Annotated in this window: 12 protein-coding genes; 4 read left to right on the top strand and 8 right to left on the bottom strand. The window is 34.4% G+C overall.

Annotated elements, in window-relative coordinates:
* Positions 1-82 precede the first annotated feature (82 nt).
* Positions 83-274, top strand: coding sequence for a helix-turn-helix domain-containing protein (locus IRT38_RS10705; RefSeq protein WP_227592161.1), 192 nt, complete (start codon positions 83-85; stop codon positions 272-274).
* Positions 275-815: 541 nt separating this feature from the next.
* Complete coding sequence (locus IRT38_RS10710) at positions 816-995, top strand: DNA-binding protein (RefSeq protein ID WP_194597668.1); 180 nt, start codon at positions 816-818, stop codon at positions 993-995.
* 475 nt (positions 996-1,470) lie between these two features.
* Here the strand turns inward: IRT38_RS10710 and IRT38_RS10715 are convergent, their stop codons facing one another.
* The 8 genes from IRT38_RS10715 to IRT38_RS10750 form a co-directional block, all read right to left on the bottom strand.
* On the bottom strand, positions 1,471-2,343 hold the full coding sequence (locus IRT38_RS10715) for a DUF2399 domain-containing protein (protein ID WP_194597669.1): 873 nt from the start codon (positions 2,341-2,343) through the stop codon (positions 1,471-1,473).
* The gene (locus tag IRT38_RS10720) at positions 2,340-3,581 is read right to left on the bottom strand and encodes a hypothetical protein (protein WP_194597670.1); all 1,242 of its coding nucleotides are present in this window, start codon (positions 3,579-3,581) and stop codon (positions 2,340-2,342) included. Before IRT38_RS10720 ends, IRT38_RS10715 begins: the two co-directional genes overlap by 4 nt.
* A 9-nt stretch (positions 3,582-3,590) precedes the next feature.
* Entirely contained in the window at positions 3,591-4,241 is a 651-nt protein-coding gene (locus IRT38_RS10725; protein ID WP_120429974.1) for a hypothetical protein, read from the bottom strand.
* Entirely contained in the window at positions 4,241-7,951 is a 3,711-nt protein-coding gene (locus tag IRT38_RS10730) for an ATP-binding protein (RefSeq protein ID WP_194597671.1), read from the bottom strand. Before IRT38_RS10730 ends, IRT38_RS10725 begins: the two co-directional genes overlap by 1 nt.
* Before the next feature lie 70 nt (positions 7,952-8,021).
* A complete protein-coding gene (locus IRT38_RS10735) occupies positions 8,022-8,183 on the bottom strand; it encodes a hypothetical protein (RefSeq protein WP_004879542.1) in 162 nt (53 codons plus the stop codon).
* Positions 8,184-8,349: 166 nt separating this feature from the next.
* On the bottom strand, positions 8,350-8,943 hold the full coding sequence (locus tag IRT38_RS10740) for a DUF6338 family protein (RefSeq protein ID WP_194597672.1): 594 nt from the start codon (positions 8,941-8,943) through the stop codon (positions 8,350-8,352).
* Between the two features lie 14 nt (positions 8,944-8,957).
* On the bottom strand, positions 8,958-11,252 hold the full coding sequence (locus IRT38_RS10745; protein WP_194597673.1) for a Mov34/MPN/PAD-1 family protein: 2,295 nt from the start codon (positions 11,250-11,252) through the stop codon (positions 8,958-8,960).
* A gap of 6 nt (positions 11,253-11,258) precedes the next feature.
* Positions 11,259-12,431 (bottom strand): metallohydrolase, encoded by a 1,173-nt coding sequence (locus IRT38_RS10750; RefSeq protein WP_194597674.1) that lies wholly within the window; start codon positions 12,429-12,431, stop codon positions 11,259-11,261.
* 120 nt (positions 12,432-12,551) lie between these two features.
* Between IRT38_RS10750 and IRT38_RS10755 the strand changes: the two genes are divergently transcribed.
* Together IRT38_RS10755 and IRT38_RS10760 are read left to right on the top strand one after the other, a co-directional pair.
* Positions 12,552-13,445, top strand: a complete 894-nt coding sequence (locus IRT38_RS10755; RefSeq protein WP_120429969.1) for a helix-turn-helix transcriptional regulator — start codon at positions 12,552-12,554, stop codon at positions 13,443-13,445.
* Positions 13,446-13,448: 3 nt separating this feature from the next.
* Positions 13,449-14,113: hypothetical protein (locus tag IRT38_RS10760; protein WP_194597675.1), on the top strand; the 665-nt coding region annotated here is incomplete at its 3' end.

Consider the following 14,113-nt stretch of genomic DNA (forward strand, 5'->3'; position numbering starts at 1 on the left):
TATGAGGGAACCTAATGAGTTAGCAACTGAGCTGTGGAATCTCATTAGGTAAAATTAAGTGTAAATCTGCTAGTCTAGAGCCTTGGAAATTGAAGACACAACATTCAAAGCTTTGATTGCTGAAGTTAAAAAACAATATGCAGAAGCCATGCTGATTAAAAATGAACTATCTATACAAGAAATATCTGAGTCTTTAGCTTATGCAGACGTTTCTCATTTCTCAAGAGCTTTTAAAAATTGGACTGGTGTTACGCCAAAAGCATTTAGGAAGTAAATATGAATAGATATGTAGTGTAGATTTTTCAAATGCATTAAATTTCGCATAATATATATTATGTTAAATGATTTACACTTGACCATAACTTCATCTTTTACATCGTCAAACGACACATGTGTTGCCATTCGCGACACATGTAACGCCATTTAAATAACAATATTAACATTGTTCAATATAGATAAATTGTAAGTAAATATTTGTAAGAATTTTCAAATAAATCCCTGCTTTAAAATATATTTTTTAAATTAAAATTTTAAGAATTCCTCTTGAATTAAAAGCTTTAAGCTACTTGCTTAAAATACTAATTCATTTAATTACAATCAGATATTTTCTAGAGCTCTTAAACCTAATGATGTGTTATTTATTGTTGTAAACATCTTAAATTAAAATAAGACACTAAAATATTTACTTATTATTAAATATTAATCTTATGACTTTTTGTAGTTGTTAACTAAAAATCATCATTGTGTCAAATAAGTAATGATTGTAGAGTGAATATACTTCTTATAAATTTTATAAAAGTTATTGGAGTTTTCTAATGAAAAAAACTATTCAACAAGTTAGAGATGAATTTAATCATTCTAGCATTTCGATTGCTGAATGGTCTCGAGAAAACAACTTTCCACCTAGCCTTGTTTATCAGATTTTGAATCACACAAGAATACCATCAAGAGGAAAGAGTCATTTAATTGCAGTTAAACTAGGAATAAAACAGTGAATTGATCAAGCTATGAGCATGATTTAAAGGGAGAAAAAAGAATTTATATAAAATTAATTTAATGTAAAGAAAACGGCTTATGTTTGCAGACATAAGCCGTTTGGTTCTAATACAAAAGTACTCAAACCTCATTTTATGAGTATCTTCTGTATTGGGCATTCCGTCAAGCCCTGCTCTTAATTTTATTTAAGAGCTCGTACATACACTCAACCTTTATTTAGTAGCCCTACTACTAAAAAAAGGTTGAAGTCAGCAATGGCATGCCCGCTAATAAAAAATAGTATAAACAAGATTTTTTCAATAAGTTGCCTTTTATAACGATGTCTAATCATAAGTAATTCCTTTTTATTCTTCATGTGTTTTTCTCAATAGCACCTACCAACAATTGAAAATATTATTGAATAAGAGCATACACTATAAATATAATATTTTTTATAAATTTTAAATACTTATGTTTGATTATAAATAGATATTTCTAATTAATATTTTGCAACTCCAAACTCTCCAATTCATTTAACAGCAATACATTCTCCTGCATCAATGCAATTTTTTCTTTCTGCATAATTTTATACATACGTAAGAGATATGAACTTCTAGAAAGCTTTTCTTCGAGATTAGAAAGTTTATAAATCTGGTCAAAATATTTATCTGTTTGATTACATGGATGATTGTTTTCTAGCAGGTCCCATTCTTTTGGAACAATCATCATAACAGGTCTTATTCTTAAGTAATCCATTACTATGGATAAACCACTTGGGTCAAAGTCGGCATAAATTGCCACAGGGACATTCTGTTTCAATTGGCCTAAAAGAGCTTTAACAATACTTTGATTCTGCCCTTGCCCACGATAAATAAAAAGACTAAATTGCCAGGCTTCAGGTAAACATTGATACCACTCATGTAAAGTTGTTAGCATCGTGGCATTTTCAATTACCACTAACCTTTTTATACCGGTAATATCTAATTCACTAACATCTATTGTTGGAACGAAAGTAGGATACCCTATTGGCATACAGACTGATTTCAGAGGTAAGTTATGGTGAATTGATGCAAATACCAATTGATCTGCAAACACCTGTTTTGATGTGCTTTTTTCATTACGATATACTTTCACAGCTTCAAGACGATTCTCTCCTATAGGCAGCTCATCCAATACATTATCCTTGCGATATTGTTTATACAAATTTTCTAATATCTGATAATCCCGCTCCTTTAAACACAGACCATTAATTACACGCTTACCAATCCCATGTTCTTCATGAAGTAATTGCCAGGTTTTATTTAATCGCACCTGTGTGGACTTTTCCCTTAACACATCCCGAATGACGTTTAACTGGATCTGGTTCACATGATCCTCCTAGATTTAGTTACAACTACATCATGTACTAAAAAGTTACCATCAAAATATGGTGTCTGGGTTTCTTCCATGCGCATCGTAATTTTGTGTTCATGTGTCTTTTGGTTCACATGATGATAGCTAACCAATGACATTAACCAGAATTCTAGCTCAACCTTTGGATGTAATTTCTCGAAACAATCTACACCACGCCATTCTGTACCAGCATCGCTCTGTAAGGCTGCCTCAAAAAAAAATTCTAGGGCCGTCTGTAATGGACTTTGTTCCACAATCTCAACCTCATTTGTTTGGTTGATGGTTGTTTGAGCTTCTGCCAGTTTAATATTCGATTTGGCATGTCGATTTTCTGCTGTTTTTGCTCCCAGCTCTCCTAAAATATCGAGTTGACTATATTGATTAACGTTACCATAACCTAATAATGGTATGGCTGTGACCCTATTAAACACATCTGGTCTTATACCTGCCTCCAGTTGCATGTCAATCTGATTTTCATATAAATACCGATGAACTGAATCAATCAATATATTGCGGTGCTGGATCAGTTGTTCTTTTTTAAGTGCTGTAATCTGTTCCTTAATCTGGTGGGCTGTATTTAATAACTCACGATTACAAGCATTTACCACAGGTTGCAAACGTCGCTTAACCAGTCGTTCAAGCTCTTTACCTAAACACATCACTTGATCCAGCCAATCCGCACTTAATATTGTAAGTGTCTCGCGTAATTTACCATGTTGTTTTAACGCTTGTTCAGTCACATGAATTTTTAACTCAAGATCGGATATGACAGCTAAGTGATCTGCCACTATACTGGAAAAATATAAGCAGTTTTCATGCAGTAAACTGGACAATTCAACCACCAATTCACTGAGTTGGCTTAAATAATGTCTAGCTTCAGGCAGACTTCGTTGTCTAGCAAATTGATAGGTCTCAGTACAGCTCTCAATTTGGTTAATACATCCATGAATATCGTCACTGGAATTTTTGATTCGCCCTTTCTTTTCAAAATGTGAAACAAACCTGACAACTGTACTATGCAGGATATAAGCCTCAGTATCTGTTTCGATATAGCCTAATCCTGCTCTATTCAACCGTTTAATCATTGTTTCATGTTCAGGGCTAAATTCAATCGCACCATGATTATTACTGATCGCGGCCCCAATCACATCAATATGTGTAGCTAAGGTCGAGCAGGCTTTTGCAGCGGGATGTTCTTTTCTGGCTTCATTCATACTGGATACCTATATCAAATTATCCTGAACTAGCTGCCCTGCTGTGTCATGCAAGTTGTCCGTCGGGATCTGTTCACAGGCACTGATATATTCCAATTGCTCATAAAATAATGACCATTTCGCTGTGGCTCGATAGGTTGTTCCAGCATCATGACCCGCTAGAATCAGGTATTTTTCATCCTGCAAATAATTCAGTACATATTGCAATTGATCGGATGCATTGGTACTTGTCGATTGTTTAGCAACTTTTTGAGCAAGTTTTTTCAGTTGCTCACTGCCTAAATGAGATTGCTCTACACTGGTAAGCAATTGACCTTTTGAAATGATATCTCCATATTCAATTGGCTTACTGCCATTTGTCAGTGTACGGCACAAGCGTACCCATTGCACAATGGGTTCAATTCTCGAAACAAAATCATTAAATTGTCGCTGAATAATCTTACGAATTTCTGGAGACTCAATATCCAGATAAGCACAATAAAACCCATTACCATCATTGCTGCGAATACAGTTACGATTCAGTCTGGATAAAAAATGATTGATCTCTTGAAGATTATCAGGCTGACATAAATCGCTATACAGGGATTTATCCAACCATGTATCAATAATTTCACCACGAAGCAACCGTTCTATACATTCACCGAAAGATTGATGATTCATTATGCGCAGCTCCCTGCAACAAGTAGTGGATTCTGTTGAATTTTTGACTTTACTACAAACTGAGAAATGCCTTTATCTTTATCAATATTATATTTATATTGAAATGACTTTCCGATTTCTTCACTCATTTGTGGTTGAGCACACACCAGGTAGACCTGTTGCTGTTGCATCAGCTCTAGTAATTTTATGCTATTACTTGGGTCAATTTGTCCCAACTCATCAATTGGTAAATGAATGGCTACACTTTCATCTGCGCACAAATGACGGATTAATCCTGTAAAAATTAATAAAATCACCAAGCGAGATAAACCTGTAGATGAGGCCTCTGCCAAATCCCTGTCATTTCTCACCTTGACCAAACGAGTATTTTCTCTGAAGCAAATGCTCATTTCCACCATGGTTTTTAGGTCATGACTTTCAACATTAGAATTATGTAAAGCTTTTATTGCATTTTCCAAAGAGGCAATGACGCTTTCATTAGGAAGTTCATTCACATCAGAGTCAAACTTATTCACAAAACTTTCCAGATCCGTAAGATAACCAAATTTATTGATTGTAGCTTCAAGTCGGATCTCAATATCACTTAATGATGAAAACGGATTATGGGTATTAATATTCGAGCTCAGATCATCTGAGACTCTGGAGACTTTCCGTTGAAACCGTTTGAGTGATTCATAATGGTTTTGAAAAACGATACCCAATGACTGGTATGCTAAGATCGTTGCATTAATTTTGGATGGAATTTCATGCTCTAGCATTTTGCCCAATACTGTCATAGCCTGTAACATATAAGGTAAACTGTCTACCTGATAACGAGAATCCAACATCTGGTTACTCCAGTATTTTTCCAGACCATTACCCTGTGCCAAACTCAAAATCTGTTTCACTAATGTATGTAATTTAAGGCTTTCTTTACGTAAATCTGCCAATTGAGACAATTGCTCCTGCCCATGATTGAGATACCAGTCAAAATCTAGTGGTTTCTCTATTTCATCAATAGCAAATTCTGATTCCAACTCTGTAAAATCCAGTATTGATGGTTCCATACGTTTTAATAAATCATCAAGTTGCTGCGATTTTCTCTGAATGATATTGAGAGCAGCTTGATACTGCATGTTATGTTCACTTTTTTCCTTATCCAGTTGTTGTAACGCTTTTACACCATCTGCATGTTCTTGTTCCAGATGTTCAATCACTTCCTGAATCATTTTTAATTGGTCGTGAAGTCCAGCACGTTGACTAAGTTCTATCTCAACCCATTTATGATAAGCATTAATTCTGCCAATGTATCCATTCACAGTTTCAAACTGCTGTTGAGCATCGGCTAAACGTTGTTCAGCTCGTTTTAACTGTTGTGTATCCACACCTTCAGCCTGCAATGCTCGATCTTTAGCGCTAAGCAACTCAGCAATTTTATCATCGCCCTGCTTTATAGCTTGATGAATATTGTCTTCAATCTGTTTTACTTGTTGCTGAAGTTGGGTATCTTTAAGCTGATACTTTGCCTTAATACTATCGCGAGCTTTTTCTTGTAGTTGTTGCAGGTTATTTTTGGCTGACTTATGCTGCTGGATCAGGGATTTTTGTTGTTGCTCGGCATCTTGTAAGAGTTGGGCGGCCCTTTCCTTGCGTTCATTGACATTCAGGCGAATGTTTTTCTCTATACGTTCCTGTGCGGCATCTAATTCCTGAGATTTTCTATTTAAATTGTTTAAATCCTGCTCAGATACAGACAGCTCTATTTGCAAACGCTCCAACTCTTCTTTGGCAGTGTTCGTTTTACGTTCCAACATTGTCTGGTCAGCCTGATATTGACTACAACGCAAGGCCTGCTGTTCAATACGCTTTTTAAGATCCTCCAGCGTGTCCGCTTCCTGAGGTAAACTCAGTTTATCCAATTCTAAATGCAATCCATAAAATGAGTTCTGGCTTAATTCATCAGTTTCCCATTTAGGATTGAGCCCTTTTCTAAGCAATAAAACAGGATTAATCAATTTACCAATATTCTGCTTCCATGCCTCATTAGGATGAGTACGCAGAAAACTGATTAATGAACCTTCATTATTTAATTGTTCACGTAATTTCTGTTCCTTTTCCTGCTCTTTATCCAATAAGCTTTTATGTTTTTCCAATGCTTTAAGTGCATCATGCACCTGTTGTTTGTGGATCTCAACGTTCTCCTTAAGTAGAGTGTGTTTACTGAGATATTCTGAAATTTTCTGTTTTTGTTGTTTTAATAATTTTTTATTTAAATCTAGATGTTGCAGCTCGTCAGAAGTATATGCTCCAGCTTCGCCAACACTTCGATGTGCCTGCTGAATATTTTCATTTATAGTCTCAAGGGCTAATTCTTGCCTGTTTGACAATTCAGTTAATTCCTCCTGCTGGTCCGTCCGAAGCATGTCTTCATCTAATGATTGTTGTTTGAAGAGCTCAATCTGTTGATGATGTATATCTCCTTTCTTTTGTTCCCACGACTCCTTTTCCCTAGATGTTTCATCTCGAATCTGGCGTATATGCTGATCATGGGAATCCACAATATCTTTTGCAGAAGCTTCCAGACGTTGTAGTTGAGCACGTTCTTCCTGCACTTTAGTTTGATAAACAGGCAGATCATGATACTCACTGATCATGCGATCAATATTGAGTTGCTGATATTCCTGTTCCTGCCTATTGATATGCTCAATCTGATTTTTAACTGCTGTACATTCACCTTGTTTGCTACGTAGTTGAGTCGCCAGATCAGTTATAGTCGTTTGTAAAAAATCATTGTCCTGTCCGTATTTTAGTAAATAGGTATCATGCTCGTGTTGTAGCTCACGCTCATCCTCTATAAATTGTTCAGTTAACACATGACCCTGTAACTTCACCTTAAGGAGTTGCTGATATGTTTGAATGACGTTTGCTCTAAGTTGCGTACCTTTTTCAAGTTGTGAACTTGCTTTTATAAACTCCTGCAAACTTCTCATGTCCTCGATCAGATTTAAGTTTGCCGTATGAGTTAGACCTTTATCACCTACAACCGCATTTTCATCCTGTAGATACGCATCTACCAGCATACTTTTAAACTTATTAATCAGATCTACCTGAGACATAGGTACACGAGTTAATTCTCCCAGATGACGCAGTGTATATTGACGATCACACATGGCGTAGTCTGCTGCGAGCATACGAAGACTTTTATCACGAGCAAAACGTTCTTTATCGTTATGAAGAATAGCCCGATAATCCAGTATAGTTTCAATTTGCTTACTAATTTTAATATTATTTAATTGCAGTTCATGAATAATCTCATTCACCGGCGTATTTTTTGTAAATAATTCATCAAACTGGGGTGCAAAAAATGTTTCCTCAGCACATCCTTTCACAAAACGATAAATCAGTTTCATGCCATTTTGATGCCTGTACATCACGACACAGCACATACCCTGTTGCCCAAGAAATTCATATACAATCATTGATTGCAGATTCGGCAAATAAAAATCTAGAAAACTCGATTTATTACCGGCTTTTTGCACCATACTTTCAGGTGAAATTCCAGCAAATATGGGTAATAAATTAAGCATACTGGTCTTGCCACGACCATTCCCACCAATCAAATTGGTATGACCATCACATCGCAACTTAACTCGTTTATTTCTAATATAAGAGTTATGTAAATAGATACTTTTTAAACCTTTTGTTATCGGTTCTTCATTTATGTTGTTCAAAGTATTTTCTCAAAAAACAAGTAAATATAAATAAGGGAACCCACATAAAGAATGTGAGCTCTATATAATTTTAAGGCTTTTTTGGTGGAGATGTAGGTGCTTGAGGATTACTCGGGTTCGTTCCTTTCGATTTTTCTGGTTGATAACCTGCACCAGGCATTGGGTTGTGTGGTTTTATCACAGCTGGGCTATAACCATCCCCAACAGGCACTCTTTGAGTTTTATCATTCATAATTAATCTCACTCTAAAATTAAGGTTTTTTAGGGGGGTGAGTATTCGACGGATTTGGTGAAGTCACCTTTTGTGGTTGGTAACCTCTCGTTTGTAAGTCGTTTGGTATACTCTGAATATTAGTTTTTAAATCTTTAGTTGACATTGATAACTCCATAGATAAATATTAGGGATGTTGAAAAAATTCAATACTTTGAATATCTTTAGATAATATTAGAATTCCTTCAGATTGCTCACGTATTCTTTCAAAACCGCCCTCAGAACTAACCTCCCATGCTTTTTCTAAGTAGATTTGTGGATCTTCAGGAAAACTCGATGTAAATGATTTCTCTGAATATTCTCCTGCGAGTTTTTTTCCATCAGATAATGTAACTAAAACAAAATATTCTTTTCTCTGAGAAAAAATATAGTCCCATGCTCTTGGTGTAGGATGAGGGGCATTCTTTTTAAAAAACTCCATATTTCTTAACTTTAACCATCCCCAAGCTAAAAATGCTGGAAAAACAAGCATGACAAATGAATAAAAGATAATTGTAAAAAAAGGACAAATAAATTCCCACTTTTTACTAAAAATCATCATATAAATAAAAGGTCCTAATAAAGCATAGTTCAAACAACTATATGTAATGGCATCAATGATTAGCTTTGTACTATCTTTTTCATGATTTGGGCACAGTAACGAATAGGTTTTTATTGAAATAAAGCCTGGAATTGCAAAAATAATAAATAGAGCAAGCTTACTAGATTCAAAGATTTCCATAATAGTCCCCTATATTAAAGATAAAAACTGACTTTATTAGAATTTATAATAGCCATTAAAACTGGATCATCTGGATCATCTATCTTATTTTGTAAATCGGTTAGTAATACTTCATCCAACGCACTGGGTCTTGTTGATACATGGTCAGGATGAGAATGCCAATCACCAATATAGCGAACAATATAAGCTGTTTTTTTACTACATAGATCAATGTAATCTGACAGGCCTTTACTTCCCCTTATGAAAGTTGTAGGTGTTGCAATGCTATCGTGAGGTGCTTCACAAACATCCACAATATAGATACTTTTTAGTTTCTGATCGATGTATCCTAAAATGACACCACCTGTTTCATTTGGAAGTTCTTTTGCTCTTATTTCAGATAATTTATGATGAATAAAATCATCATAAATTATTGTCCAGCCATTCTGTAAGATTTCTCTCTTTGAAGGTAATACTTCTATAATGTGAGAATTTACTTGTCCTGTCGAATCCTCTAAAGACCAGATTTTAATCTGAGCTTCATTACAGTGGCTTCCCAAACGAATTTGTCGTGCCAGTATAGCTCCATGTAATTTAATTAATTCATCAGAAATAATCATAGAAATATCACGGCACCCTCCACCTGTTTTAAATGCACCAAGATGTTTCTTAAGATGTTTTACTCCCCAATCATTATTTAATATAGCTCTATAATATTGTGCTTCTAATGCATCAATTCTAATCTTCTGTTCTTTATCTTCAAATAATAAAACAGAATCTTCACCTGATGGGGTTATAAATGTAGACACTATACGTGTCGAATTTGCTAATGTTGGGAGATCTCTTGCGGTTTCTATTGATGTTGTTACATCAACTAATAATTCAGCATTTCTAATAGCTTCTTTAACTTGAGGATTTTCTAAATCATTAATTTTTGCATGAATAGCAATACATTCCTCTCCAGAACGGTAATTTAGATCCACTAATTCTTTTACAACATCTACTTTAGATTTTCCAATATGGCAGTCTTTACCGATATGCCGAATTACATTATGAGGTTTAAGTAAGTCATCATCCACATACGACCACTTCCCCCATACTTCTCTTGACCAAATTTCAGCTAATGTACTACCAAGTGCACCCACTCCAGCTAATACACCGTTAAAATTTGCGTTTGAAGGGTCTATTCCTGAGGCCGTTCTTGCGAACTTTTGTGTGGTTTCGAATGTAATTTGAACATGTTCAAGTTGAATATTTGTTAAATTATCATTGGGCTGTTCAACTTTTAGATCAAATAAATGGTGATCAGGAAAACATATATTCTCGTTTTTTTTATCAAAACCTTTATTCAAAGCTCCTAACCTAATACCCAAATCAGAAATAGTAGCATTACTAAGAGCAAAACCATAAAAATCGTAGTTAGTGCTTTCATCATTATTTTGATTAACTATTGGAACTATAAGTAAAAGCAATAAGAAGGTATTCGTATTTGGTGATAAAAACTGAATACCATTATGATCTACATTTTTTTTAATTTCTTCTATCAATATATTCTTTAGATCAATATTCTTTGCTCTAAAATATTCAACTAAACCATCTAAAGTATCAGGAACTCTTTCAATCGGATTTAAACCAAGTTCTGGCAGTTTTACTACTATACTTTCAAAAGAAACCTCATCAATTTTTTCAGCTACGCCTATATATGAAGCTCTAAAAATTTTATATAGCTTATCCTGATTGTAAATATAATTTAACCTAAGTTTGAAATTTTCGGAATTCAAACTATTAAAAAAATCAGATGGTAAAATTACTTGGTAAAAATTATTATAAAATAATCGCTCAGGAACAATATCATTTAGATGTAAAGTATCATTTGATGTTTCATGAAGCCACCATAAGACTCTCTGAAGAAATTTTTTGGGTGTCCAAGTCCTCTCAACTGATTCCCAACTTTCAGCATATAAGCAAAGCGAGGCTGGCTCTCCAGAAGATGTTCCATTTAAATGAGGAGTTTTTGGAAAATCTTTTCGAAGTGCTAAAACCTCATAGGGACTGCCAAATCGTTTATTAGGGTTATAAACTATAGCCAGTACTTCTGTCACTAAAATACCGACTTGGTTTTCTGTTGGGACAGTCCCATCACCACAGTGGACAATAATCGCTTCAGCTGGTTGATCTGATTTCCAAGACAATTCAACAATATCAGCAATATCGAAATCAGGATGACTAAGGCATGATTGAAATAATTGACGTGTCTGCTCATACTTTAGAAGATTAGGATCTAAGCTAGAATACGATTTACCTATCTTGAAAAATGGATCGACTGACATATAGTATTATCCTGCTCTAAGGTTAGGGGAAGCTGCAATTGACGCTGCGCCAATGACAGCTTTATTAGCTACACGTATCCCAACGTTATCAATCTCAAAAATGAGTGGCTTCACATTCGTACTCTTAGGATATTCACCCGTACAGTAAAACTTACCACTCACAGAGAGTTGCTGGACAATTCTTGTATAGGTCCGTTTAGCACGAATGCATGGAGGATCACTGTCTTCATCCTGAATCAACTTACTACTGGCAACAATGGCAGCCCCTTTTCTAGCCTGAGATAATGCATTGACTGCATCAACAGACTCTTTTGCACTTTCTCCCTTTCCACTCCAGCTATCATGTGAAAGAGTACGCCACGAACAGTGATGGGGTGTTTGCAAAATATTGTATGCAAGAACCTCTGGAGTAGAGCGATACTTATCCCAAATCAGCTCCCAAATTTCTACTTCTGCATCTCCACCAGATAAGAAACGGCATTTATCAGAATAGTCATTTGAAGCAATACTAAAATTAATGATCACGCTTGAATGATTTTTAGAAAGTACACATTCTAATTCTTCACTTTGCTTTGTCATAGGCGCGATTAAGAAACATTCAAGATTTGAATCATACCCTTGATTATTGATTCTAAACGTTGTACCAGATTTAATGAGAATAGGATTTAAATCATCGGTCTTACCATTCTCGTCTTCACCCATGATAAGGATTTGATCGCCTTGAGGAATATTAAAGAAATTATTCTCTTTATTAATTTTGACTCGACGTCTTGCTTCTTTATTAAAAGCACATGCATCCTCACATAAAGTATGATTTTTTGAAGCACGTCTAAACACCATTGGTGAAGACCAAAGCTCCCGAATCACAATTCTCTTTTCATTGTCTAATTTCTTGTCATCACAATAGTTTGCTAAAGCTCCTAAATGAAAATGCTTTTGCAATCCAGTACAATGATCTTTATCAGGGTGGCTTAATAATAATACGTCAACAAAAGGACGATTATTAATATCCCGCTTAAGTCTGCCACGTAAGTCGCTAGCAACATCATAAGTAGCGGTTAAAGAATTATCAGCATCTTGGCGGATATTGATATCAACTAATATGGTTCTGCCATCAGATAAAGTGATAAGTGTCATATCACCATTATCAACGGGAAAGAAAACGATTGAAGCAGTCATGCGTTTACCTTAAGCGACTAGAAAAGATTGATGTCTTAATATACAATATAATTTTTAGATGGGAATACTTTTTATACCCATCTAAAAATTATATTTGTTAGTAAACATTTCAGGTGATGTATGACCGATAAAAAGTCAAAAACGTCAAATTGGTCGCAAGATAAGCGAATAGAGTTTATTGATTTTAGACTCCAATGGACTGGTAAAATCAATCGTAGTGATCTAGTAGATTTTTTTGGAATATCTGTTCCTCAAGCTTCTCTTGACTTAGCTCGTTATATAGATTGGCGTCCAGATAATGTATTTTATGACAAAAAAACAAAGGCTTATTTAAAGTCTGAAGAATTCCAACCTTTATTTAGTGAAAAAGGTTCACGCTACTATTTACGTAACTTACTGGCTTTAAATCAAAATATTATTAGAAGTGATGAAAGCTTTATCGGCATTATACCGCCAAGTGATGTCTTACCATCTTTAGAGCGAACAGTGCCTGATAATACCTTAGCGTTGGTTGTTGATGCGATTAATAGTAAAAAAGCAATCAGAGTAAGCTATCTTTCAATGACAAGTGATGTAGCTTCTGAAAGAACACTTAATCCTCATGCTATGGTATTCGATGGTCATCGTTGGCATGTAAGAGCATTTTGTCAAACACGTAAAGATTTTCGTGATTTCGTTTTAGCTAGAATTCTTACAGCAGAAACTCTAGATGAAGAAGTCGTATCCTCTGAACAAGATATAGCATGGCATACATACATCACACTAGTTTTTAAACCTTCATCTGACTTATCTGAAACACATCGTAAAGCCATTGAATTTGACTATGGAATGATTGAAGGAAAAATAGAGATAAAATGTAGAAAAGCATTATTATTTTATACTTTGAAACGTTACAATCTCTTAAAGGATTTCATAACGGATAACGAGAAATTAAATAAGTTAAATGATCAATTTATATCCTTATCAAACTATGAAGATATCTCTCATTTTATAAAAGATGAGATTGGGCAATAAATTATGGCAAATGAATTATCAACTTCAGAAAAACTTCAAAAAGAAAACATAAGTAACATATGGAAAATCATATGCATGGATTTTCTTGTTTTAAATATTATTTTATCCTCATTGAATATAGAAAAATTTATAAGTTTAATAACTTCAAAAAGTATGTTGGATAACTCTTTATTTAAGTTATTATCATCCTTTATCTTAGGTATTTTAATCGTAAAATTACTATTAAATATTTTACCAGCAGAAATTAAACATAACATTATATTTGGGAAATTGAAATATAGTCTTCCAGGGCATCGGGCTTTTACTGTACATGCGAAAAAAGATCCACGTAATGATATGGAAAATTTAGAAAAGATGCTCGGTGTACTTCCTACAATACCGTCTGAACAAAATCGTGTCTGGTACAAAATTTATCAAAAGCATAAAAATGATGAACAAATTATTGACTCTCATTTAAAATTTCTATTTTTTAGAGATAGCAGCATATTAACTATTTTTATACTTATTGGCTTTATTATTCTTTGTATTACTTTTAAAGCAACACTATTCCAATGGATACTTTCAATTTCATTTATTACTATTCAATTAATTATTTTCATCATCTCAGCAAGAAATAATGGAATTAGATTCGTCCAAAATGTTTTATGCCTTGAGTCACATAAAGATCT

Source organism: Acinetobacter sp. SK-43, assembly GCF_015351505.1.
Taxonomy (GTDB): Bacteria; Pseudomonadota; Gammaproteobacteria; order Pseudomonadales; family Moraxellaceae; genus Acinetobacter; species Acinetobacter junii.

Excerpts from the sequence above, each read along its gene's own strand:
- IRT38_RS10735 (WP_004879542.1), bottom strand. The coding sequence starts at position 8,183 with ATGAATGATAAAACTCAAAGAGTGCCTGTTGGGGATGGTTATAGCCCA.
- IRT38_RS10710 (WP_194597668.1), top strand. The coding sequence starts at position 816 with ATGAAAAAAACTATTCAACAAGTTAGAGATGAATTTAATCATTCTAGC.
- IRT38_RS10755 (WP_120429969.1), top strand. The coding sequence starts at position 12,552 with ATGACCGATAAAAAGTCAAAAACGTCAAATTGGTCGCAAGATAAGCGA.
- IRT38_RS10740 (WP_194597672.1), bottom strand. The coding sequence starts at position 8,943 with ATGGAAATCTTTGAATCTAGTAAGCTTGCTCTATTTATTATTTTTGCA.
- IRT38_RS10725 (WP_120429974.1), bottom strand. The coding sequence starts at position 4,241 with ATGAATCATCAATCTTTCGGTGAATGTATAGAACGGTTGCTTCGTGGT.
- IRT38_RS10720 (WP_194597670.1), bottom strand. The coding sequence starts at position 3,581 with ATGAATGAAGCCAGAAAAGAACATCCCGCTGCAAAAGCCTGCTCGACC.
- IRT38_RS10750 (WP_194597674.1), bottom strand. The coding sequence starts at position 12,431 with ATGACTGCTTCAATCGTTTTCTTTCCCGTTGATAATGGTGATATGACA.
- IRT38_RS10745 (WP_194597673.1), bottom strand. The coding sequence starts at position 11,252 with ATGTCAGTCGATCCATTTTTCAAGATAGGTAAATCGTATTCTAGCTTA.